Origin of the sequence: Fusibacillus kribbianus (assembly GCF_030053595.1) — a bacterium.
Taxonomy (GTDB): domain Bacteria; phylum Bacillota; class Clostridia; order Lachnospirales; family Lachnospiraceae; genus Lientehia; species Lientehia kribbiana.
Genome location: NZ_JASGBQ010000010.1, coordinates 19,369 through 40,507, shown reverse-complemented (window position 1 = coordinate 40,507; position 21,139 = coordinate 19,369). Strand labels below are relative to the sequence as shown.

22 protein-coding genes and 1 tRNA gene are annotated in these 21,139 nt (G+C 51.3%); 21 read left to right on the top strand and 2 right to left on the bottom strand.

The features are described 5' to 3' along the window. Nucleotides 1-20: 20 nt before the first annotated feature. The 3 genes from QJ036_RS07350 (at nucleotide 21) to QJ036_RS07340 (ending at nucleotide 1,607) form a co-directional block, all read left to right on the top strand. Complete coding sequence (locus QJ036_RS07350) at nucleotides 21-785, top strand: nitroreductase family protein (protein ID WP_283230738.1); 765 nt, start codon at nucleotides 21-23, stop codon at nucleotides 783-785. Nucleotides 786-879: 94 nt separating this feature from the next. Further along, nucleotides 880-951, top strand: a tRNA-Gly gene (locus QJ036_RS07345). Nucleotides 952-1,124: 173 nt separating this feature from the next. Continuing rightward, nucleotides 1,125-1,607, top strand: coding sequence for a heme-degrading domain-containing protein (locus QJ036_RS07340; RefSeq protein ID WP_283230737.1), 483 nt, complete (start codon nucleotides 1,125-1,127; stop codon nucleotides 1,605-1,607). 67 nt (nucleotides 1,608-1,674) lie between these two features. Here the strand turns inward: QJ036_RS07340 and QJ036_RS07335 are convergent, their stop codons facing one another. Further along, the gene (locus QJ036_RS07335; protein WP_283230736.1) at nucleotides 1,675-2,316 is read right to left on the bottom strand and encodes an orotate phosphoribosyltransferase; all 642 of its coding nucleotides are present in this window, start codon (nucleotides 2,314-2,316) and stop codon (nucleotides 1,675-1,677) included. A 204-nt stretch (nucleotides 2,317-2,520) separates the two neighbouring features. Here QJ036_RS07335 and prmA point away from each other — a divergent pair, with 204 nt between their 5' ends. The 4 genes from prmA to thiI all read left to right on the top strand — a co-directional run bounded on the left by prmA (nucleotide 2,521) and on the right by thiI (nucleotide 6,704). Next, a complete protein-coding gene (gene prmA, locus QJ036_RS07330) occupies nucleotides 2,521-3,477 on the top strand; it encodes a 50S ribosomal protein L11 methyltransferase (protein WP_283230735.1) in 957 nt (318 codons plus the stop codon). Nucleotides 3,478-3,495: 18 nt separating this feature from the next. Next, the gene (locus QJ036_RS07325) at nucleotides 3,496-4,233 is read left to right on the top strand and encodes a 16S rRNA (uracil(1498)-N(3))-methyltransferase (RefSeq protein WP_283230734.1); all 738 of its coding nucleotides are present in this window, start codon (nucleotides 3,496-3,498) and stop codon (nucleotides 4,231-4,233) included. Nucleotides 4,234-4,335: 102 nt separating this feature from the next. Further along, a complete protein-coding gene (locus tag QJ036_RS07320) occupies nucleotides 4,336-5,490 on the top strand; it encodes a cysteine desulfurase family protein (RefSeq protein WP_283230733.1) in 1,155 nt (384 codons plus the stop codon). Between the two features lie 17 nt (nucleotides 5,491-5,507). Beyond that, a complete protein-coding gene (thiI, locus tag QJ036_RS07315; RefSeq protein ID WP_283230732.1) occupies nucleotides 5,508-6,704 on the top strand; it encodes a tRNA uracil 4-sulfurtransferase ThiI in 1,197 nt (398 codons plus the stop codon). Nucleotides 6,705-6,743: 39 nt separating this feature from the next. Here the strand turns inward: thiI and QJ036_RS07310 are convergent, their stop codons facing one another. Next, nucleotides 6,744-6,974, bottom strand: coding sequence for an HPr family phosphocarrier protein (locus QJ036_RS07310; protein WP_283230731.1), 231 nt, complete (start codon nucleotides 6,972-6,974; stop codon nucleotides 6,744-6,746). A 155-nt stretch (nucleotides 6,975-7,129) separates the two neighbouring features. Here QJ036_RS07310 and mtaB point away from each other — a divergent pair, with 155 nt between their 5' ends. From mtaB to QJ036_RS07240, 14 genes are all read left to right on the top strand, one after another. Next, nucleotides 7,130-8,503 (top strand): tRNA (N(6)-L-threonylcarbamoyladenosine(37)-C(2))-methylthiotransferase MtaB, encoded by a 1,374-nt coding sequence (gene mtaB / locus QJ036_RS07305; RefSeq protein WP_283230730.1) that lies wholly within the window; start codon nucleotides 7,130-7,132, stop codon nucleotides 8,501-8,503. Between the two features lie 68 nt (nucleotides 8,504-8,571). Further along, the gene (locus QJ036_RS07300; RefSeq protein WP_283230729.1) at nucleotides 8,572-8,835 is read left to right on the top strand and encodes an IreB family regulatory phosphoprotein; all 264 of its coding nucleotides are present in this window, start codon (nucleotides 8,572-8,574) and stop codon (nucleotides 8,833-8,835) included. Nucleotides 8,836-8,842: 7 nt separating this feature from the next. Next, a complete protein-coding gene (gene ruvX, locus QJ036_RS07295; protein ID WP_283230728.1) occupies nucleotides 8,843-9,262 on the top strand; it encodes a Holliday junction resolvase RuvX in 420 nt (139 codons plus the stop codon). A 36-nt stretch (nucleotides 9,263-9,298) separates the two neighbouring features. Next, nucleotides 9,299-9,556: a DUF1292 domain-containing protein gene (locus QJ036_RS07290; protein WP_283230727.1), complete on the top strand. Its 258-nt coding sequence runs from the start codon at nucleotides 9,299-9,301 to the stop codon at nucleotides 9,554-9,556. A 69-nt stretch (nucleotides 9,557-9,625) separates the two neighbouring features. Then, a complete protein-coding gene (locus QJ036_RS07285; protein WP_283230726.1) occupies nucleotides 9,626-11,320 on the top strand; it encodes a ribonuclease J in 1,695 nt (564 codons plus the stop codon). A gap of 24 nt (nucleotides 11,321-11,344) precedes the next feature. After that, nucleotides 11,345-11,710, top strand: coding sequence for an endolytic transglycosylase MltG (locus QJ036_RS07280; RefSeq protein WP_283230725.1), 366 nt, complete (start codon nucleotides 11,345-11,347; stop codon nucleotides 11,708-11,710). Then, nucleotides 11,707-12,354: an O-methyltransferase gene (locus QJ036_RS07275; protein ID WP_283230724.1), complete on the top strand. Its 648-nt coding sequence runs from the start codon at nucleotides 11,707-11,709 to the stop codon at nucleotides 12,352-12,354. The genes QJ036_RS07280 and QJ036_RS07275 overlap by 4 nt, the downstream gene beginning before the upstream one ends. 3 nt (nucleotides 12,355-12,357) lie before the next feature. Continuing rightward, entirely contained in the window at nucleotides 12,358-13,596 is a 1,239-nt protein-coding gene (locus tag QJ036_RS07270; protein WP_283230723.1) for a peptidase U32 family protein, read from the top strand. Between the two features lie 12 nt (nucleotides 13,597-13,608). After that, nucleotides 13,609-14,361 (top strand): YdcF family protein, encoded by a 753-nt coding sequence (locus QJ036_RS07265; protein WP_283230722.1) that lies wholly within the window; start codon nucleotides 13,609-13,611, stop codon nucleotides 14,359-14,361. A 27-nt stretch (nucleotides 14,362-14,388) separates the two neighbouring features. Beyond that, nucleotides 14,389-17,331 carry an insulinase family protein gene (locus tag QJ036_RS07260; protein ID WP_283230721.1) on the top strand — a complete coding sequence of 981 codons (2,943 nt, stop codon included), beginning with the start codon at nucleotides 14,389-14,391 and terminating at the stop codon, nucleotides 17,329-17,331. A 34-nt stretch (nucleotides 17,332-17,365) separates the two neighbouring features. Next, nucleotides 17,366-18,265 carry a GTPase Era gene (gene era, locus QJ036_RS07255; protein ID WP_283230720.1) on the top strand — a complete coding sequence of 300 codons (900 nt, stop codon included), beginning with the start codon at nucleotides 17,366-17,368 and terminating at the stop codon, nucleotides 18,263-18,265. 14 nt (nucleotides 18,266-18,279) lie between these two features. Further along, on the top strand, nucleotides 18,280-18,969 hold the full coding sequence (recO, locus tag QJ036_RS07250; RefSeq protein WP_283230719.1) for a DNA repair protein RecO: 690 nt from the start codon (nucleotides 18,280-18,282) through the stop codon (nucleotides 18,967-18,969). A 90-nt stretch (nucleotides 18,970-19,059) separates the two neighbouring features. Beyond that, the gene (locus tag QJ036_RS07245; protein ID WP_283230718.1) at nucleotides 19,060-19,698 is read left to right on the top strand and encodes a hypothetical protein; all 639 of its coding nucleotides are present in this window, start codon (nucleotides 19,060-19,062) and stop codon (nucleotides 19,696-19,698) included. Between the two features lie 27 nt (nucleotides 19,699-19,725). Beyond that, a complete protein-coding gene (locus QJ036_RS07240) occupies nucleotides 19,726-21,114 on the top strand; it encodes a glycine--tRNA ligase (RefSeq protein ID WP_283230717.1) in 1,389 nt (462 codons plus the stop codon). Nucleotides 21,115-21,139 lie beyond the last annotated feature (25 nt).

The window sequence follows — 21,139 nt, the reverse complement described above, 5'->3', positions numbered from 1 at the left end:
ACGAGAGGGGGGTGGAAGCGATGACATTATACGAGACGGTTTTTAACAGAAAATCTGTGAGACATTACAGGATGGAGCTTCTGCCTCAGGATTTCTTTCGGAATTTCAGAAAATTTGAGCATGGTATTCAGGCTTTCGTACCCGGGCTTCGCTATTCGGTGGAGCTTTATAACGCCATGGACGGAGAGGCAAAGGTGAAGGGGATGTTTCGGGTGAAGGCCCCTTATTATCTGGTGTTTTTTTCAGAACCCGGGGAGCAGGCCATGATCAATGCCGGTTACATTCTGGAGCAGATCGTTCTTTATATGACCAGCCACGGGGTCGGCACCTGCTATCAGGGCGGGATCAGGGTGACCGATATCCAGGGGCCGGAGGGAATGGAGCCTTTAATGGTGGTTGCCTTTGGTTATGCCGATGAGAAGCTGTACCGGGAGTCCTTTCGGGCCAAGAGGCTTTCTCTCAAGGAGATCAGCGTCTTCAAGGAGGAGCCCACAGAGGAGACAAGGCTCATGATGCAGGCAGCACGGCTGGCGCCGTCGTCCTTCAACAGCCAGCCCTGGAGATTCATGGTTTATCAGAACAGGATCCATGTGTTTGTCAGAAAAGAGCTGATTCCCATGGGAGGCAAGAAAAATCTGGTCTGGATGAATATGGGTATTATGCTGTGCCATATCAGTCTGGCGGCAGAGGAATGCTGGAGGGATATTGACTTTGAGAGAAAGGACAATATTGCAGCTAAGGAATTTAAAAATAATCAATATTTTTTAAGCATTATATTAATTTAAAAAAATTTAAAAAAGGTGTTGACAAAAACAACTGAGCGTAGTATTATATTACTTGTCCGTGAGAGATAAGAGAAACGGAAACAAAAAAAGATATGCGCGAGTGGCTCAGTGGTGGAGTATCGCCTTGCCAAGGCGAGGGTCGCGGGTTCGAATCCCGTCTCGCGCTCTTCAAACCCTTGATGTTCAAGGGTTTTTTTGTTGTCTGTAATTGCCCCTGAGTTATCCTTGCAGATGCCGGGAAGGGAAGAGACAGAAAACAGGTGCCGGAGCAGCAGAAATATGCTATGCTTATATTCAGAAAGGGCTGCCTGAGTCCAAAAAGCTGAAGGAGGAAAAGGTATGACAAAACTGGAAATTGTGGAAAAGCAGGAGGAACTTTTATGGTTTCCCCATTTTACAAATGACGATGGCTGGGAGCTTGGCTGTTACATGGTGGAGGAGGCCAGAAAACAGGGAATCCAGATTGCCATGTGTATTCGCCTGAATAACGGATACCGGGTATTTCAGTATGGCCCCTGCGGAACCAGTATTCTGAATCAGGCATGGATGGAGCGGAAATACAATACGGTTAAGCTGATGGACAGAAGCTCGCTGAGGAGTCTGTATGCCATGGAGGCTAAGGGACAGACCCTTAAGGATCATGGGCTTACCGATGAGGAGTATGTGCTTTGCGGCGGTGGATTCCCAATCCGCGTGCGGGGAGTAGGAAATATCGGCGTGGTGTTGGTATCAGCACTGCCTCATGAATGCGATCATGAATTTATTGTGGGATGTCTGGCCGGTTATCTGGGAGTGGAGAATGTTCCGCGTCTGGATCTTTAAAACGGCGGATGAGACAAGAAAAACCGGTGCAGCTCCTCACGGGGTCACACCGGTTTTGCATTGAAGCCTACAGTCTGGAATAGCCGTGTCCGTTGACGAAGGCATCCAGCTTATGTCCGCCCTTGCAGAAGGGGCAGGACCCGTATTCATAGGCCTGGTAGCCGGGGATATCTCTGGTGGTGAAGGCGGAAACAACAGGGAAGCCGCGGATGGAATCAATGGCACTGAACAGGGAGCAGATGCCGGTAACAGTGCCGCCGTAATACTGGATACATTCCAGACTGCGGTCGATGGTCATTCCGGTGGTGGTGGTTGCCAGCAGAAGCAGCACATGCTTGTTGCGGATGGCGGGAATCAGGTTATCGCGGAAGATCATCTGATTGTTGGAGTTGAATTCCGGAGTGATCACGTACACGGTTTCGTGGCTGTTGGTGGAAATGAAGTCATGCTTTTCCAGCTCGGAGGCCATGAAAGCACCTACGACCTCGCAGCCGTCCATGCAGACGATGGTATCAATAACTGTGGTATTGAGGATTTTTGACACCAGATAATTGGCTACTTCTGAGGCCTCGCTGCATCTGGTCCTTAATCCGGTCATATCAATGTAATAATTTACATGAGAATGGCTGGTTGCGAAATGACCGGGAATGGCACGGAGAATGACCTTTTTGTTGTCCTTTGCATAATACTTCATAACACGAGTTTCCATAAAAAGCCCCCTTTCCAGTATTTGTGCAGTACAAATGGAAGTCCTTACTTGTATTTTAACGTATAAGGAAAAGATGCGCAAGAAGTATTCTGAATAATTTGAAAAATACAAGGAATGAGAAAAGCTTTTGTGAGGCACTTGCTCTGACACGTACTTTCGGTTATACTTTATAGTTAGAATCCGTTAAAGAAAAGAGGACGCTTCATGAAGTGGAAAAAATATACCATAGATACGACCACCGAGGCGGTGGATCTGATCAGCAGTATGCTGGAGGAGCAGGGTGTTGAGGGCATTGAGATCGAGGACAATGTACCGCTCACAGAAGCAGAGACAAAGGGAATGTTTATTGATATTCTGCCGGAGCTTCCCCCTGACGAGGGAAAGGCCAGGGTCTCCTTTTATCTGGAGGAGGACTGCGACGATGCGGCCGTCCTTTCCGGAGTGCAGGACGGCCTTTCGGAGCTTCGTATGTTTGTGGATATCGGCGAGGGAACGATCACCTGTTCCGAAACAGAGGACAAAGACTGGATCAATAACTGGAAGCAGTATTTTCATCCCTTTACGGTGGATGAGATCCTGATCAAGCCCACCTGGGAGGAGGTTCCGCCGGAGCACAGGGACAAGCTGATGATCGAGATCGATCCGGGGACGGCATTCGGTACCGGCTCCCACGAAACGACGCAGCTTTGTATCCGCCAGCTTCAGAAATATCTGAAACAGGGGGACAGGGTTCTGGACATCGGAACAGGAAGCGGGATCCTGGCGATCACAGCTTTGAAACTGGGAGCTTCCTATGCCTTCGGAACAGATCTGGATGAAAACGCTGTGACAGCTGCAAGAGAGAATGCGGAGGTCAATGGCCTTACGGAGGAGCAGTTTATCCTGACGGCGGGAAATATAATTGACGATCCGGCAGTTAAGGAGCAGGCGGGAATAGAATGCTTCGACGTGGCAGTGGCCAATATCCTGGCTCCGGTTATTATCCTGCTGACAGGAGAGGCGGCAAGCCATCTGAAAAAGGGCGGGATCTTCATCACATCGGGGATCATCAACACGAAGGAGGCAGATGTGAAGGCTGCCTTTGCGGCAAATCCTCAGTGGGAGCTTCTGGAAACCACGTATCAGAATGATTGGGTATCCATTATCGCAAGGAAGCGGTAAGGGTTAAGGAGTCAGAACATGTATTTGTTTTTTGTGGACGGCCGGGATATCGGGGAAGAAACTGCCAGAATTACCGGGCCGGATGTGAACCATATTAAAAATGTGCTGCGGATGAAGCCGGGGGACAAGGTGCGTATCAGCGACGGGGAAAGCCTGTGCTACAACTGTGTCATCGAAAGCTTTTCGGAGGGAGAGGCGGTAGTGAAGCTTCTTTCGAAGGATGAGGACGGCACGGAGCTTCCGGCTGAGATCGTACTGTTTCAGGGGCTTCCCAAGGGCGACAAGATGGAGCTTGTCATTCAGAAAACAGTGGAGCTAGGGATCCACCGGATCGTGCCGGTGGCGACGAAGCGGGCTGTGGTGAAGCTGGATGCGAAAAAGGCTGAGGCCAGAGTGCGCCGTTGGAACGCCATTTCTGAAAGCGCGGCAAAACAGTCCAAAAGAACGGTGATTCCGGAGGTGTCTCCGGTGATGGGCTTTCGGGAGGCCATTGATTCGGCAGCAGCCTTTGACTGCAGACTGTTTCCCTATGAGAATGCGGAGGGAATGGATTACACCAGGAAGATCCTTTCAGAGGTGAAGCCGGGGATGAGGATCGCCATCTTCATCGGCCCTGAGGGAGGCTTCGAGGAGGAGGAAGTGATCTATGCAAAAGAGCGGGGATTTCTTCCTATTACCCTGGGCCGCAGGATCTTAAGGACGGAGACGGCCGGTCTTGCGCTGCTTTCGGCGCTGATGTTCCGGCTGGAAAAATAACGGATTTTCGGAACTGCTGTAACTTTATAAACCATTGCACAAATGGCTGAAATAAAGGCTTTATTGTGCAAAATAAAAAAGAAAGTATTGAGAGAAACAATAATGGAAGCGTATTTGGATAATTCTGCCACAACAAGAGCGTTTGAATCCGTAAAAGATATCGTGGTTAAAACCATGATGGAGGATTTTGGAAATCCCTCATCCCTCCATAAAAAAGGTGTGGAGGCGGAACGGTATGTGAAAGCAGCGGCAGAGGCCGTCGCAAAAACCCTGAAAGCGGATCCCTCAGAGATCATTTTTACATCGGGAGGAACGGAATCCAACAATATGGCCATCATCGGAGCGGCACGGGCAAACCGGCGGGCAGGAAAGCATATCATTACCTCCACCATTGAGCATGCCTCCGTATACAATGTATTTGGCTGGCTGGAGGAGGAAGGCTGGCGGGTGGATTACATTCCCGTAGATGAAAACGGCCATCTGGATCAGAAGGCGCTGGAGGCGGCCATTGATGAGGAGACTACGCTGGTATCGGTGATGTATGTCAACAATGAGATCGGAGCGGTCAATCCCATTGGGGAAATCGGAGCGCTGATCAAACAGAAAAATCCAAAGACCATTTTCCATGTGGATGCCATCCAGGCCTATGGAAAGTACCGGATCAATCCGAAGAAGGAGCACATCGATCTTCTTTCGGTGAGTGGTCATAAGATCCATGGACCGAAGGGGGTGGGCTTTCTTTATGTAAAAAACGGTACAAAGATCGTGCCGGTGGTCTACGGCGGAGGCCAGCAGAAGGGAATGCGTTCCGGAACCCACAACGTGCCGGGCATTGCCGGAATGGGCGTGGCAGCTGCCCAGATCTATGAAAACTATGAGGAGAAGAGAAGGGCCATGTATGCGGTCAAAAAGCTGTTTGTGGACCTTGTGAGGGAGCTTCCCGGCACCACAGTCAACGGCCTGACCGGCGAGGACAGTGCGCCCCACGTGGTCAGCGTCAGCTTCGACGGGATCCGCAGCGAAGTGCTTCTCCACAGTCTGGAGGAAAGAGGGATCTATGTATCGTCGGGATCGGCCTGCTCCTCCAACCATCCGGCAGTCAGCGGAACTCTGAAGGGGATCGGCGTGAAAAGAGAGCTTCTGGACTCGACTCTCCGGTTCAGCTTCAGCGTTTTTACCACGGAGGAAGAGATCCGTTACTGTGCCGGGGTGCTTGCGGAGCTTCTTCCCATGCTTCGCAGATACCGCAGAATGTAAACAAAGGAGGATAAGACATGTTTGCACATGAAGATTTGTTTCATGCTTTTTTGATTAAATATGCGGAGATCGGCATCAAGGGAAAGAACCGCTATCTGTTTGAGGATGCCCTGATCCGCCAGATCCGGTTTGCACTGAAGGCTGCTGAGGGAGAGTTCGCAGTTCGAAAGGTGACCGGGCGCATATACGTGGAGGCCAGGACGCCCTTTGATTTCGATGAGGTCGTGGAATGTCTGACCCATGTATTCGGAATCGCCGGGATCTGTCCCATGGTACAGTTTGACAACAACGGCTTTGAGGATCTGAAGGAACGGCTTCTCGACTATGTGGGAAAGGTGCATCCGGAGGGAAATTTCACCTTCAAGGTGCAGACAAAGCGGGCGGACAAGCGGTTTCCCATGGACTCCAACGAGATCAATGCGGCTCTTGGAGAGGCCCTTTTGGAGGCTTATCCCGGACTGCGGGTAGATGTCCATGAGCCGGATGTGTTTTTCTATGTGGAGGTGCGGGAACGGATCAATCTGTATTCCAGGATCATTCCCGGCCCTGGCGGAATGCCGGTGGGAACCAGCGGAAAGGCCATGCTGCTTCTGTCGGGAGGCATCGACAGCCCGGTGGCAGGCTGGATGGTGGCGAAACGGGGCGTGAAGATCGATGCGGTTTATTTCCACGCACCGCCCTATACCAGTGAAAGAGCCAAGGAGAAGGTGGTGGATCTGGCAAAGCTGGTGTCCAGATATGCAGGCCCCATGGATCTCCATGTGATCAACTTTACAGACATTCAGCTTTATATTTACGATCAGTGTCCCCATGAGGAGCTGACGATCATCATGCGCCGCTATATGATGAGGATCGCAGAGGCCATTGCTGAGGAGACCGGTGCGCTGGGTCTCATTACCGGAGAGAGCATCGGGCAGGTGGCGAGTCAGACACTGCCCAGCCTGGCATGCACCAACGAGGTCTGCCGGCTTCCGGTATTCCGGCCTGTCATCGGCTTTGATAAACAGGATATTGTGGATATTGCACTGAAGATCAATACCTTTGAGACCTCCATCCAGCCCTTCGAGGACTGCTGCACCATTTTTGTGGCGAAGCACCCGGTGACGAAGCCCAACCGGAAGGTGATCCGCCGGTCGGAGGAAAAGCTTGCCGAAAAGATCGATGAGATGGTAAAGACGGCACTGGAAACAAGAGAAGTGATCCGGGTGGAATAAAAAAAGAATCCCGCTTCTGCGGGATTCTTAAAGCTCAATTCAGATCAGGTAAGGCTTCAGGGTCTCCATGATGGCGTCCACATTGTCGTCCGCATGGATGTTTAAATCGATGGGCTTGGAAAGATCCAGGCTGAAGATCCCCATGATGGATTTGGCGTCAATGACGTAGCGGCCGGAAACCAGATCGAAGTCGTAATCAAACTTGGTTAAATCGTTTACAAAAGATTTAACTTTATCGATGGAATTTAAAGAAATCTGAACTGTTTTCATGAAAATGCTCCCTTCCTTTTCTTGCATTTCGGCCTTTTAAACAGGTCGTCTGCACTTACTATAATACTAGTCAGAATCCGGTTAAAAGTCAAGAGGAGCACAGAAAGAATTACGGAAATCATTGGTGAATTTGACGATAGGAAAGAGGAAAAACTATGGATGTCCGGAAAAAGCGGGCGGCCCTCCATAATCTGGGCTGCAAGGTCAATGCCTACGAGACGGAAGCGATGGGACAGCTTCTGGAAGCAAATGGCTACGAGATCGTTCCCTTCGAGGAGGAGGCCGATGTCTATCTGATCAATACCTGCAGTGTGACCAATATGGCGGACCGGAAGTCCAGGCAGATGCTCCACCGGGCCAGAAAGAAAAATCCAAAAGCAGTCATTGTGGCGGCCGGCTGCTATGTGCAGGCATCTGCAGAGGAGATCCTGAAAAACGGGGATGCGGATCTGATCATCGGAAATAATCAGAAAAACCGGCTGCCGGAACTCCTTGCAGCCTACAGGAAGGAAGAAGGAGCCTGGGAATCGGTCATTGACATTGCCCATACGAAGGAATATGAGGAGTTGACCCTGGAAAAAACGGCGGAGCACACAAGGGCATTTATCAAGATCCAGGACGGATGCAACCAGTTCTGCAGCTATTGCATCATCCCCTTTACCAGAGGAAGGATCCGCAGCAGAAAGCCGGAGGATATCCAAAATGAGCTTGTGCGGCTTGCCCAGGCAGGCTACCGGGAGGCTGTCCTCACCGGCATTCACCTGTCCTCCTACGGAAAGGATTTTGAGGAACCGGTTTCCCTTCTCGACATCATCCGTCTGGCAAGCGGCGTGGATGGGATCGAACGGATCCGTCTCGGTTCTCTGGAACCGAGGATCGTCACGGAGGAATTTGTGAGAGAGATCTCCGCCATGAAAAAGGTGTGCCCTCATTTTCATCTGTCGCTGCAGAGCGGCTGTGATGCGACGCTGCGGCGCATGAACCGTCATTATACCACGGAGGAATATGCCCGGTGCTGCGGGCTTTTGAGAAAATATTACAGTCATCCGGCCATTACCACCGATGTGATCGTGGGCTTTCCGGGGGAGACGGAAGAAGAATTTTGCGAAACGATGACATTCTTAAAGAAAATCGGTTTCTATGAGATGCATGTGTTCAAGTATTCCAGAAGGCAGGGGACAAAGGCGGCGGCAATGGCCGATCAGGTGCCTGAGGAGCTTAAGACGGAGAGGAGCCGCATTGCCCTTTCCCTGGAGGCGGAGCTTTCGGCTGATTTCAGGCGCTATTATACCGGGAAAACCGAGGCGATCCTTCTGGAGGAGGTGCATGAAACGGAAACCGGTTCCTTTATGACCGGTTTTACGCGGGAATATGTGAAGGCAGCCATAAGAGTGACTGAGGAAAACAAGGCTGCACTTGTGCCGGGACAGCTGGTGAAGGGACGATTCACAGACAGCTTGGTGACAGCCGGCGGCGAGGCTTTGGAGGCAGTTCTGGCAAAGAAGGAGGAGGGAAGCCTCTGCAGTTAAAAAAAGGCCTCGACAGTCGGTGGGATTTGTATTAGAATAGAGATACAAGCATGTAAGGACGTGAGAACATGGGAGATATACACAGAACACAATATTTCAATACATCACAGGAAGGCAAGATGGAAGCAGGAGAGATCCTTGCAAAGGTATATGCAGCTCTGAAGGAAAAGGGCTACAATCCCATCAACCAGATTGTCGGTTATATCATGTCGGGAGACCCTACCTATATCACCAGCTATCAGAGCGCCAGAAGCCTGATCACCAAGCTTGAGCGCGATGAGATCCTGGAGGAACTGGTACAGGTTTACATTGAAAGCAAGCTGAAAGGCTGAGTGCCACATGACGCGTATTATGGGACTGGATTTCGGCTCAAAGACGGTCGGAGTAGCTGTCAGCGATCCTCTCGGTATTACAGCTCAGGGCGTGGAGATTGTAAGGAGACCGGAGGAGAATAAGCTGAGGCGTACCCTGGCACGTCTGGAGGAGCTGATTGGCGAATACCAGGTGGAGAAGATCGTTGTGGGCTGTCCGAGGCACATGAACGGAGATTTTGGAGAGCGGGCGGAAAAGTCGGCAGAGTTTGCAAAAAAACTGGAAAGACGGACCGGACTTCCCGTGGTGCTTTGGGATGAGCGCCTCACGACGGTGGCGGCGGACCGTGCCATGATGGAGGCCGGGATCCGCAGGGAACACCGAAAGGACTACGTGGATAAAATTGCAGCAGTATTGATCCTGCAGGGATATCTGGATTCCCTGTGATTTTTGATGCACAAAATCAGAAAGATTGGTGAAACTATGGATGAGATGATTATTCTGACATCGGAGGACGGCGAGGAGCTTCCCTGCTACGTGCTGGAGGAGACGAGAGTAGCCGGCTGTAATTATGTGCTTGTGACAGATTCGGAAGAAGGAGACGGTGAGTGCTATATTCTGAAGGACATATCGGAGGCAGAGGACGCAGAAGCCGTGTATGAGATCGTGGAGGACGAAAAGGAGCAGCAGTATCTCGCACGGATTTTTAATGAGCTTCTGGAGGATGTGGATATTCAGTAGCATTCGGAAGGCGGGCGGAAGGAAGGGCCCGTTTGTGAATTTTTAGAACGGAAAGTTAGAGGTGTTAGATTGAGACGAGTATTAAAACAGGCAGAAAAGCAGAGACAGTCAGATGAACCGAGACTGAAGATCATTCCGCTGGGAGGTCTTGAGCAGATCGGAATGAACATGACGGTTTTTGAATACGACGACAGCATTATTGTGGTGGACTGCGGACTGGCCTTTCCCAGCGATGATATGCTGGGCATTGACCTGGTTATCCCGGACATCACTTATCTGAAGGACAATATACAGAAGGTTAAGGGCTTTGTCATTACCCACGGACATGAGGACCATATCGGGGCACTGCCCTATGTGCTTCAGGAACTCAATGTACCCATTTATGCCACGAAGCTGACCATGGGGATCATTGAGCATAAGCTAAAGGAGCGGGGAATGACCCGTTCCACCAAGAGAAAGGTGATGAAGTACGGCCAGTCGGTGAATCTGGGCTGTTTCCGGGTGGAGTTTATCCGCACCAACCACAGTATTGCCGACGCAGCGGCCTTTGCCATTTTCACTCCGGTGGGCACCATCGTCCATACGGGGGATTTCAAGATCGATTATACGCCGGTGTTTGGTGACCCGGTGGATCTGCCCCGGTTTGCAGAGCTGGGAAAGAAAGGCGTGCTGGCCCTCATGGCGGACAGCACCAACGCCATCCGCGAGGGCTTTACCATGTCCGAGCGGGCTGTGGGGCGGACCTTTGACCGGCTCTTTGAGGAGAATAAGGACCGGCGCATCATTGTGGCCACCTTCGCCTCCAATGTGGACCGGGTCCAGCAGATCATCAATTCCTCCTATAAATACGGGCGGAAGGTGGTGGTGGAAGGCCGCAGTATGGTAAATATCATCGGAATTGCCAACGAGCTGGGCTATATCCAGATCCCCGACGGCACACTGGTGGATATTTCCCAGTTAAATAATTATCCGCTGGAGAAGACGGTTCTGATCACCACGGGAAGCCAGGGAGAATCCATGGCAGCCCTCTCCAGAATGGCAGCAGATATTCATAAAAAGGTTTCCATCAGCGCCAACGATGCTATCATTTTCAGCTCCACGCCCATTCCGGGCAATGAAAAAGCGGTGGCTCAGGTCATCAACGAGCTGTCAGCCAAGGGGGCAAAGGTGATCTTCCAGGATACCCATGTGTCGGGCCACGCCTGCAAGGAGGATCTGAAGCTGATCTATTCCCTGGTAAAGCCCAGATTCGCCCTGCCGGTACACGGAGAATACCGCCATCTGATGGCCCAGTCGGAGATCGCCCAGGAGATGGGGGTCCCCAAGGACAATGTCTTCATTATGCGTTCCGGCAATGTGATGGAGCTCTCTGAGGACAGCGCCCAGATCACCGGAAATGTGACGGCGGGCCCTGTGCTGGTGGACGGCCTCGGTGTGGGCGACGTAGGGAACATTGTGCTTCGTGACCGCCAGAATCTGGCTCAGAACGGGATCATCATCGTGGTTCTTACCCTGGACAGAAAGGGAAACCAGCTGATGGCCGGTCCGGACATCGTGTCCAGAGGCTTTGTCTATGTGCGGGAGTCGGAGAATCTCATGGAAGAGGCCCATGCCGTCGTGGAGGAGGCTGTATGGAAATGTCTGGATAAGCGTGTCAGCGACTGGGGCAAGATCAAATCGGTCATCCGGGACAGCCTGAGCGATTATATCTGGAAGAAGATGAAGCGAAATCCCATGATTCTGCCGATCATCATGGAGATCTGATAATTTTGAGAGAGGAGGACGGGCATGAAGACACGTATTTTCGGCTTGATCGTTAAGTTTATGGTGGCCGCGGCCATTCTGTCCGTGCTCCTTTTGGTCGCGGTGAAGGCCTATGATTTTGGAAAGGCGGTTTTCGACGAGAATCCGGGGACCGCGGAAAATCCCAGGGTCGTGACTTTTACGGTCAATGAGGGGGACGGTGTCCGGCAGGTGGCGGAGGCCCTTAAAGAGGAGATGCTCATCGACAGCGAATGGGTGTTCATCGTTCAGAAATATTTTTACAGTGCAAAGCTTCTGCCCGGAGAGTACAGGCTCAATTCCAATATGACGGGGACCGACATTCTCGACATCCTTTCCGGAGCAGCCGTCGATACAGAGGAAGCATCATGATCGTAGACGAGAGAACTATCACATACATCAATTCATTGGAACAGGGAGACAGCGAAATCTTAAGCGTCATTGCAAAGGAGGCGGCTGCCTCTTTTGTTCCCATTATCCGAAAAGAGACTGCCAGCTTTCTGCGGACGCTGGTGGTCATGAAGCAGCCGAAGAGGATCCTGGAGGTGGGGACTGCCACAGGATATTCGGCTCTTTTTATGAGTGAGGGCATGCCGGAGGGCTGTACCATTACCACCATAGAAAAATATGAAAAGAGGATCCCCATTGCCAGAGAGAATTTTAAGCGGGCCGGGAAGGAATCGGTCATTACCCTGCTGGAAGGGGACGCGGCGGATATTTTAAAGACCCTGGACGCACCTTATGATTTTATTTTCATGGATGCGGCCAAGGGCCAGTACATTCATTTTCTGCCGGAGGTGCTGCGGCTTCTGCCGGTGGGAGGCGTGCTGGTCTCCGACAATGTGCTGCAGGACGGAGACATCATAGAATCCCGTTTTGCAGTTGCCAGAAGGGACAGGACCATCCATGCAAGGATGCGGGAATATCTGTACACCATCAAGCATATGGACTGTCTTCAGACGGCTGTGGTTCCCATCGGAGACGGTGTTACGGTCAGTGTGAAGATAAAGGAGTAGACAATGAACAGAAAGAAACCGGAGCTTTTGATCCCGGCCAGCAGCCTGGAGGTTTTGAAAACTGCTGTCCGTTACGGTGCCGATGCGGTTTATATCGGCGGTGAGGCCTTCGGGCTCAGGGCCAAGGCAAAGAATTTTTCCATGGAGGAGATGGCGGAGGGCATCCGTTTTGCCCATGAGCGCGGCGTGAAGGTCTACGTGACAGCCAATATTCTGGCACACAATGAGGATCTTCCCGGGGTGCGCCGTTATTTCCGGGAGCTTCGGGAGATTGGGCCGGATGCGCTGATCATTTCGGATCCCGGCGTCTTCGCCATTGCGAAGGAGGAGGCACCGGAGCTGGAGCGTCATATCAGCACCCAGGCCAACAACACCAATTACGGTACCTACCTGTTCTGGTACGGACAGGGGGCGAAGAGGGTGGTTTCCGCCAGGGAGCTTTCTCTGGAGGAAATTAAGGAAATACGAGAGCATATTCCGGACGATCTGGAGATCGAGACCTTTATCCACGGAGCTATGTGCATTTCCTATTCGGGCAGATGCCTTCTCAGTAATTACTTTACAGGAAGGGATGCCAACCGGGGAGCCTGCACCCATCCCTGCCGCTGGAAGTATGCGGTCATGGAGGAGAGCAGACCGGGGGAATACCTCCCGGTCTATGAAAATGAGCGGGGGACCTTTCTCTTTAATTCCAAGGATCTGTGCATGATCGAGCATATGCCGGATGTTCTCACGGCGGGGATCGACAGCCTGAAGATCGAGGGAAGGATGAAGACGGCTCTCTATGTGGCTACCGTGGCAAGAACCTACCGGCGCGCCATCGATGATTATTTTGAATCGGAGGAGACTTACCGGAAGAATCTGGACTGGTATCGGGCGGAGATCGGAAAGTGTACCACCAGGCAGTTTACCACCGGCTTTTTCTATGGAAAGCCGGGCAGCGACACCCAGATCTATGACAACAGCACCTATAATCAGGAATACATTTATCTGGGCATTGCAGGGGAGCTGCTTTCCGATGGCCGATTTTCCCTGGAACAGAAAAATAAGTTTTCCGTGGGGGAGACCATCGAGATCATGAAGCCCTCCGGTGAAAACATCGAGACCCTTGTGGAGGGGATTTTTGATGAGGAAGGAAATTCTCAGGAAAGTGCGCCCCATGCCAGACAGAGGCTTCAGATAAAACTGTCCCACAGTCCTGAGAAATATGATATACTGAGAAAAAAGGGCGTATCCGCATAGGAAGGTGAGCGAGTGAACATACTATTTGGAGTGATTGCACTCTTATCTCTGGTTTATTACATTGTGATCGTGGGCTATGCCGGTTTCCAGGCCTCTTTTTCTGTATTCTGGCTGGCCCTTTCCGTTTTCTGCGGCATTCTTGCGGTCCTTTTCAGTATGAAGCGGTTCCGGCTGTTTCTTAGGGGTCTTCCTATGTGGGTAAAGATCCCGGTCCGGACCACCGTGGCTCTGGGAATCTTCCTGTTTCTTCTGGTGGAAGGGTTCATTGTTTTTCACATGTTTTCCGAACCGGAGGAGGATCTGGATTATCTCGTGGTGCTGGGAGCCCAGGTGAGGGGAGAGACCATCACCAAATCCCTGCGTTACCGGCTGGATGAAGCCGCCGATTATCTGGAGACCCATCCGGACACGAAGGTCGTTGTCACCGGAGGAAAGGGCGCCGGGGAGGATGTGGCCGAGGGAATTGCCATGCGAAGATACCTGATGGAGCTGGGGATCGGGAAGGACCGGATCATCGTGGAGAGGTTCGCCACCGACACAAGGGAAAACATTAACTACAGCAGAGCGCTCATCGGCGATCCGGAGGCATCGGTGGGGATCGTGACCAATAATTTTCACGTGTTCCGCTCCGTCAGTCTGGCGAATAAACTGGGAATGTCAAAGGCGACGGGAATTGCAGCTCCTTCGGACGGCCTGCTGTTTCCCAATATGCTGGTTCGGGAATTTTTTGCAGTGATGAAGGATAAGTTTTTGGGGAATATCTGACGGTTTTTCGGAAAGGAGTCTTTAATAATGAGGGAAACTGTTTTTGAAGCATATGAAAAGGTGGAAGCCCGGGAGATCAAAGAACTCCAGGTTACTGCCACGGTGCTGCGCCATAAAAAGAGCGGTGCCAGGATCTTTCTCATGGAAAACGACGATGAGAACAAGGTGTTTACCATCGGATTCCGGACACCGGTCAGCGACAGCACCGGGGTGCCCCATATCATGGAGCATTCGGTACTCTGCGGATCCCGGAAATTTCCGGTGAAGGATCCGTTTGTGGAGCTGGTGAAGGGCTCCTTAAATACATTTCTGAATGCAATGACGTATTCGGACAAGACGGTCTATCCGGTGGCCAGCACCAACGATAAGGATTTTCAGAATCTGATGGATGTCTATCTGGATGCAGTGTTTCATCCCAATATTTATTTGAATGAAAAGATCTTCATGCAGGAGGGCTGGCATTATGAACTGAAGGAGGAAAATGGCCCTCTCGCCATCAACGGTGTGGTCTATAATGAAATGAAGGGCGTTTTTTCTTCGCCGGAAAGCGTTCTGGACCGGTATACGAGAAGGGTTTTGTTCCCGGATACCCCTTACTGCAATGAATCCGGCGGGGACCCGGAGGAGATCCCTTCCCTGACCTATGAGCAGTTCCTTGATTTTCACAGGACTTATTATCATCCCTCCAACAGCTATATTTATCTCTACGGAAATATGGATATGGAGGAGAAGCTTGCATTTCTGGACCGGGAATACCTGAGTCACTATGACAGATGCACGGTCGATTCGGAAATTCCCATGCAGAAGGCGTTTGTTCCGAAAGAGGAGTATGAGATCTTTTATCCCATTGCCGAAGAGGAGGAGGAGAAGGGAAAGACCTTCCTTTCGGTAAACACGGTGGTGGGAACCGATCTGAATCCCAGGCTTTACGTGGCATTCCAGATCCTGGAATACGTGCTTCTGTCGGCAGCGGGCGCACCGCTTAAAGAGGCGCTTGTGGATGCGGGGATCGGCACTGATGTGTACGGAGGCTATGACAGCGGCATTTTGCAGCCGGTATTTTCCGTAGTGGCAAAGAATACGGACAAGGATAAAAGGGAGCAGTTCCTCACAGTGATCCGGGAGACCCTTGAGCGGCTTGTCCGGGACGGCATCGGAGAAAAGGCGCTGGAAGCCGGAATCAATTATTTCGAATTTAAATACCGGGAGGCGGATTTCGGCCCTTACCCTAAGGGACTGATGTACGGCCTTCAGTGTTTTGACAGCTGGCTGTATGAAGAAAACGATCCCTTCATGCATCTGGAATTTGAGGATACCTTTGCTTATCTGAAGGAAAAGAAGGATGAAGGATATTTTGAAAATCTGATCCGCGAATATCTGCTGAACAGCCTTCATCAGGCGGTCATCATTCTTTCTCCGAAGAAAGGACTGGAGGAGGAACGGGAGAAAGCTCTGGAAAAGAAGCTGGCCGAAAAGCTTGCGGCCATGACTACAGACGAGCGCCGGGCGCTGATCAGAAAGACGGAGGAGCTGGAACGGTATCAGGAGGAGCCCTCGCCCAGAGAGGCTCTGGAAACCATTCCCATGCTTTCCAGGGAAGATATCGGCAGAGAGGCAGCGAAGCTGGGCGGCATAAATAAGGAGACGGCCGGTGTGCCGGTGCTTCATACAGAGCTCTTTACAAGCCGCATCGGGTATCTGCGACTGGCCTTCGATGTGAGCGGAATCTCCCAGGAAGACTGGCCGTATCTCGGCTTCCTCAAATATGTGCTGGGCCTTGTCAATACGAAAAACTACAGCTATAAAGAGCTTTCCAATGAGATCAACATTGAGACCGGCGGTATTGACACCTACCTGGGCACCTATCCTGTGACGGGGGACGAGGTGGGCACCTTCCGCGCGGCTCTTGAGGTCTCTGCCAAGGCATTTTATGGGAAGCTGGGAAAAGCCCTGGAGCTGATCCATGAAATTATTTACAGCTCCTCGTTTGAGGACGATAAGCGTCTTCATGAACTGGCCGCCAGAGCCCGGTCCAGAGCGAAGGAGCGGCTGCTGGGTGCAGGACACTCCACAGCGGTGCTTCGGGCAGGCTCCTACTATTCGCCGGTGTCGGCCTTTGGCGATGCAACGGCAGGCATGGAGTATTATGAGCTTTTAAAGGGGCTGGAAACGGATTTTGACGGCGGGAAGGAGAAGCTAAGGGAAAAGCTGCGGGAGCTTTCCGAACGGATCTTCCGGAAGGAAAATCTGTTTGTGAGCTTTACCGGAGATGAGGAAGGGTATCTGGCATTTGAACAGCCGTTTTCCGAATTTGCCGCAAAGCTTTCGGAAGGCGGGGAAAAAAAGAGCTTTCCCATTGGCCGGATCCTGGCCGGTCAGGTTTCTATGGAGAAGAAAAACGAGGGGATCCGGACCTCCTCCCAGGTGCAGTATGTGGCACGGTGCGGCAACTTCCGCAAAAAGGGATTTGCCTATACGGGAGCTCTTCGGATCCTGCAGGTGATCCTGGGATATGAATACCTGTGGATCAAGGTCCGCGTGCAGGGCGGCGCCTACGGTGTGATGAACGGCTTCGGCCGCAGCGGGGACGGATATTTTGTTTCCTACAGGGATCCCAATCTCGGAAAGACGGTGCAGGTTTTTGAGGGGGTTCCCGAATATCTGGAGACCTTTGATGCCGATGAGCGTGAGATGACAAAATATGTTATCGGAACCATCAGCGGTATGGATACCCCCATGAATCCTTCGGCAAAGGGAGCCAGAAACATGGTGATGTATCTGGCCGGCGTGACCCAGAAGGATCTGGATGAGGAGAGAAGACAGGTGCTTACGGCGACGAAGGAGGATATCCGGGCACTGGCGGATCTGGTCCGTGCGGTGCTCTCGGAGGGCGTGATCTGCGCTCTGGGAGGCGACACGAAGATCTCTGCAAACCAGGAGCTTTTCGGAACCACAGTCCGTTTAAGCTGACGAAAAAAAGCTTGATGCGGAAAAAGGAGTCAATATGGAATACACAAAAAAATCGGGCTTTGTAGCGCTCATAGGCAGGCCAAATGTGGGAAAATCCACTCTGATGAACCATCTGATCGGTCAGAAGATCGCCATTACTTCGGACAGGCCACAGACCACCAGAAACCGGATTCAGACGGTCTACACTGATGACAGGGGCCAGATCATATTTTTGGATACCCCCGGAATCCATAAAGCGAAAAACAAACTGGGAGAATATATGGTGGGAGCCGCAGAGCGGACCCTGAAAGAGGTGGATGTGGTCCTCTGGCTGGTGGAGCCCACCACCTACATAGGTGCAGGCGAGCAGCATATTGTGGAAATTCTGAAACAGGTGAAGGTGCCGGTGGTGCTTGTTATCAACAAAATTGATACGGTAGAGAAGGAAAAGGTGCTGACTTATATTGGTGCGTATGAAAAGGTGTATCCCTTCTCGGAGATCATTCCCGTATCGGCCCTTAAAAATTCCAATCTGGATACGGTGCTGGAGGTGCTGATGAAATATCTGCCCTGCGGCCCCCAGTATTATGACGAGGATACGGTGACAGATCAGCCCATGCGGCAGATCGCAGCGGAGATCATCCGGGAGAAGGCCCTTCGCTGTCTGAAGGATGAAATTCCCCACGGGATCGCGGTGACCATTGAAAAAATGAAGGAGCGGGAGGACGGTCTTTTTGACATTGAGGCGGAGATCGTCTGTGAGAAGGATTCCCATAAGGGCATCATCATCGGAAAGGGCGGTGTTATGCTCAAGAAGATCGGAAGCAGTGCCCGTTATGACATTGAAAAGATGATGGAAGCCAGAGTGAATTTAAAGCTCTGGGTCAAGGTCCGAAAAGAGTGGAGGGACAACGATACGTATCTGAAGAATTACGGATATCATAAGGATATGTAAAGCCGGGGAGGAAAATGGTGGCAGGAGGATTCGGTGCAGACGGCGGCGACAATCTCATACAGGTGACGGGCATTGTCCTTTCGGCGTCTCCGGTGGGAGAATATGACAAGCGGGTCGTGATTCTCACCAGAGAAAGAGGGAAGCTCCATGCCTTTGCCAGGGGAGCCAGAAGACAGAACAGTCCGCTGATTGCCGGAATCCGCCCTTTTTGCTTCGGAACCTTTACCCTGTATGAGGGAAGGAGCTCCTACACGTTAAAGCAGCTTTCCATCACCAATTATTTCGAGGAAGTCACCTCCAGCGTGGAGTATGTGTATCTGGGATATTATTTTCTGGAGTTTGCAGATTATTATTCCAGGGAAAACGGGGATGAGTTTTCGACCCTGAAGCTTCTTTATCAGGCTCTTCGCGCTCTGCCAAAGGAGAGCCTTGATAACCGGCTGGTCCGTCTTGTCTACGAGCTTCGCATGATGGCCATGAACGGGGATTTTGACGGCAGCCTGTTTGCTCTGCTGAGCGGCACTGCAAGGTATGCCGTTGATTTTATCATCAATACTCCGGTGGAAAAGCTTTTTACCTTTGCCCTGTCGGAGCCTGTCCTCGAAGAGCTTCTGAAGGCTGCGGCAAAGAACAAGGCCCGCTATATTACAAGAAGCTTTAAGTCGGAAGAGGTGCTGAACAGCATAAATATAATAGTTTCGTAATAAAATCTTATACTTTACCGTAAGAAAACATATTGAAAATATCCTCGAAACAAGGTACAATGATTAAAGTCTGTTATGAGGAGGAGAATCATGAAAAAAAGAGTAACAGGTCTTTTGCTGATCATGACGGTGGTAATGACTGTTTTTGCCGGCTGCGGAAAGATAAAGTTTGAACCGGAGACCAGCAGTATTTATGTAAAGAAGGACGGAACGGTCATCAGCGCGGATATGGAGCCCTTCGAGGGAAGCAATTACAGCGAAGATGAACTGAAAACATATGTGGAGAATGCTGTGAAGGCATACAATTCCGCAAAGGGAGCCCCTGCTGAGGCTTATGCGGATGAAAAGGATAAGGATACGGTCCTTCCTGTCAAGGTGAATTCTCTGAAGGTGGACAAGGGAACTGCTTCCCTGTTTCTGGAATATGCCGGATGCGGAGATTACCTGACCTTTACGGGAACTGCCGGAACGGAAGGTGGGATCAACAGGCTGGAGCTTTCCACCGTCGGCGAAACGACCCTTGAGGGAACCTTTAAAAACGCCAAGGGGGAGGATGTGACTCTGGATGGGGTTACAAAGAAGGACAGCAATCCTGTAGTGATCGTGGAGGGCCCTGTCACCATGCAGGTGGAGGGAACGATACAGTTTGTGAGCACCGGTGTGACTGTGGACGGAAAGCGTACCGTGACGACTCCCGCAGGAAGCGTCAGCTATATTGTATTTAAATAGAAAGACAATAGAAAGAGGACAGAGATTATGGAAAAGACGATGGAAAAAATTGTGGCCCTGGCCAAATCCCGCGGGTTTGTGTACCCCGGATCCGAGATCTATGGCGGCCTGGCCAACACCTGGGATTACGGCAATCTGGGTGTGGAGCTGAAAAATAATGTGAAGAAGGCCTGGTGGCAGAAATTCATTCAGGAGAATCCCTACAATGTGGGTGTGGACTGTGCGATCCTGATGAATTCTCAGACCTGGGTGGCCTCCGGTCATCTGGGCGGATTCAGCGATCCGCTGATGGACTGCAAGAGCTGCAAGGAGCGTTTCCGTGCCGACAAGCTCATTGAGGATTATATGGAAGAAAACGGCATTACCATCGAGGGCTCCGTGGACGGCTGGAGCCAGGAGGAGATGAAGGCCTATATCGACGAGCATCAGATTGCATGCCCCAGCTGCGGCAAGCATGATTTCACTGATATCCGTCAGTTCAACCTGATGTTCAAGACCTTCCAGGGTGTGACCGAGGATGCCAAGAATACCGTATATTTAAGACCTGAGACTGCTCAGGGTATTTTCGTAAACTTTAAGAATGTACAGCGTACCTCCAGAAAGAAAATTCCCTTCGGCATCGGCCAGATCGGAAAGTCTTTCCGCAATGAGATCACTCCCGGAAACTTTACTTTCCGTACAAGAGAGTTTGAGCAGATGGAGCTGGAATTTTTCTGTGCTCCGGGCACCGATCTGGAGTGGTTCTCCTACTGGAAATCCTACTGCATCAACTGGCTGAAGTCCCTTGGCATGAAGGATGACGAGATGAGAGCCAGAGATCATTCTCCTGAGGAGCTTTGCTTCTACTCCAAGGCAACCACAGATCTGGAATTTTTGTTCCCCTTCGGCTGGGGCGAGCTCTGGGGTATCGCAGACAGAACCGATTACGATCTGACGCAGCATCAGAATACTTCCGGTGAGGATATGAGCTATTTTGATGATGAGAAGAAGGAAAAATATATTCCCTATGTCATTGAGCCTTCCCTGGGTGCTGACCGTGTGACTCTTGCCTTCCTGTGCAGTGCTTACGATGAGGAGACTCTGGAGGGCGGCGATGTTCGTACCGTACTTCATTTCCATCCGGCGCTGGCACCTGTAAAGATCGGCGTTCTGCCTCTTTCCAAGAAGTTAAACGACGGTGCGTTCAAGGTTTATGAACAGCTTTGCAAAAAGTACAACTGCGAGTTTGATGACAGAGGAAACATCGGAAAGCGTTACAGAAGACAGGATGAGATCGGTACTCCATTCTGCGTGACCTACGATTTTGATTCTGAGACGGACCATGCAGTGACCGTCCGCGACCGCGATTCCATGGAGCAGGTTCGTGTTCCCATTGAAGAGCTGGATGCATATTTCGCAGACAAGTTTACATTTTAAGAGATAAAACTTATATAAGGTGTGC

Excerpts from the sequence above, each read along its gene's own strand:
- QJ036_RS07350 (WP_283230738.1), top strand. The coding sequence starts at position 21 with ATGACATTATACGAGACGGTTTTTAACAGAAAATCTGTGAGACATTAC.
- QJ036_RS07340 (WP_283230737.1), top strand. The coding sequence starts at position 1,125 with ATGACAAAACTGGAAATTGTGGAAAAGCAGGAGGAACTTTTATGGTTT.
- QJ036_RS07335 (WP_283230736.1), bottom strand. The coding sequence starts at position 2,316 with ATGGAAACTCGTGTTATGAAGTATTATGCAAAGGACAACAAAAAGGTC.
- prmA (WP_283230735.1), top strand. The coding sequence starts at position 2,521 with ATGAAGTGGAAAAAATATACCATAGATACGACCACCGAGGCGGTGGAT.
- QJ036_RS07325 (WP_283230734.1), top strand. The coding sequence starts at position 3,496 with ATGTATTTGTTTTTTGTGGACGGCCGGGATATCGGGGAAGAAACTGCC.
- QJ036_RS07320 (WP_283230733.1), top strand. The coding sequence starts at position 4,336 with ATGGAAGCGTATTTGGATAATTCTGCCACAACAAGAGCGTTTGAATCC.
- thiI (WP_283230732.1), top strand. The coding sequence starts at position 5,508 with ATGTTTGCACATGAAGATTTGTTTCATGCTTTTTTGATTAAATATGCG.
- QJ036_RS07310 (WP_283230731.1), bottom strand. The coding sequence starts at position 6,974 with ATGAAAACAGTTCAGATTTCTTTAAATTCCATCGATAAAGTTAAATCT.
- mtaB (WP_283230730.1), top strand. The coding sequence starts at position 7,130 with ATGGATGTCCGGAAAAAGCGGGCGGCCCTCCATAATCTGGGCTGCAAG.
- QJ036_RS07300 (WP_283230729.1), top strand. The coding sequence starts at position 8,572 with ATGGGAGATATACACAGAACACAATATTTCAATACATCACAGGAAGGC.
- ruvX (WP_283230728.1), top strand. The coding sequence starts at position 8,843 with ATGACGCGTATTATGGGACTGGATTTCGGCTCAAAGACGGTCGGAGTA.
- QJ036_RS07290 (WP_283230727.1), top strand. The coding sequence starts at position 9,299 with ATGGATGAGATGATTATTCTGACATCGGAGGACGGCGAGGAGCTTCCC.
- QJ036_RS07280 (WP_283230725.1), top strand. The coding sequence starts at position 11,345 with ATGAAGACACGTATTTTCGGCTTGATCGTTAAGTTTATGGTGGCCGCG.
- QJ036_RS07275 (WP_283230724.1), top strand. The coding sequence starts at position 11,707 with ATGATCGTAGACGAGAGAACTATCACATACATCAATTCATTGGAACAG.
- QJ036_RS07270 (WP_283230723.1), top strand. The coding sequence starts at position 12,358 with ATGAACAGAAAGAAACCGGAGCTTTTGATCCCGGCCAGCAGCCTGGAG.
- QJ036_RS07260 (WP_283230721.1), top strand. The coding sequence starts at position 14,389 with ATGAGGGAAACTGTTTTTGAAGCATATGAAAAGGTGGAAGCCCGGGAG.
- era (WP_283230720.1), top strand. The coding sequence starts at position 17,366 with ATGGAATACACAAAAAAATCGGGCTTTGTAGCGCTCATAGGCAGGCCA.
- recO (WP_283230719.1), top strand. The coding sequence starts at position 18,280 with ATGGTGGCAGGAGGATTCGGTGCAGACGGCGGCGACAATCTCATACAG.
- QJ036_RS07245 (WP_283230718.1), top strand. The coding sequence starts at position 19,060 with ATGAAAAAAAGAGTAACAGGTCTTTTGCTGATCATGACGGTGGTAATG.
- QJ036_RS07240 (WP_283230717.1), top strand. The coding sequence starts at position 19,726 with ATGGAAAAGACGATGGAAAAAATTGTGGCCCTGGCCAAATCCCGCGGG.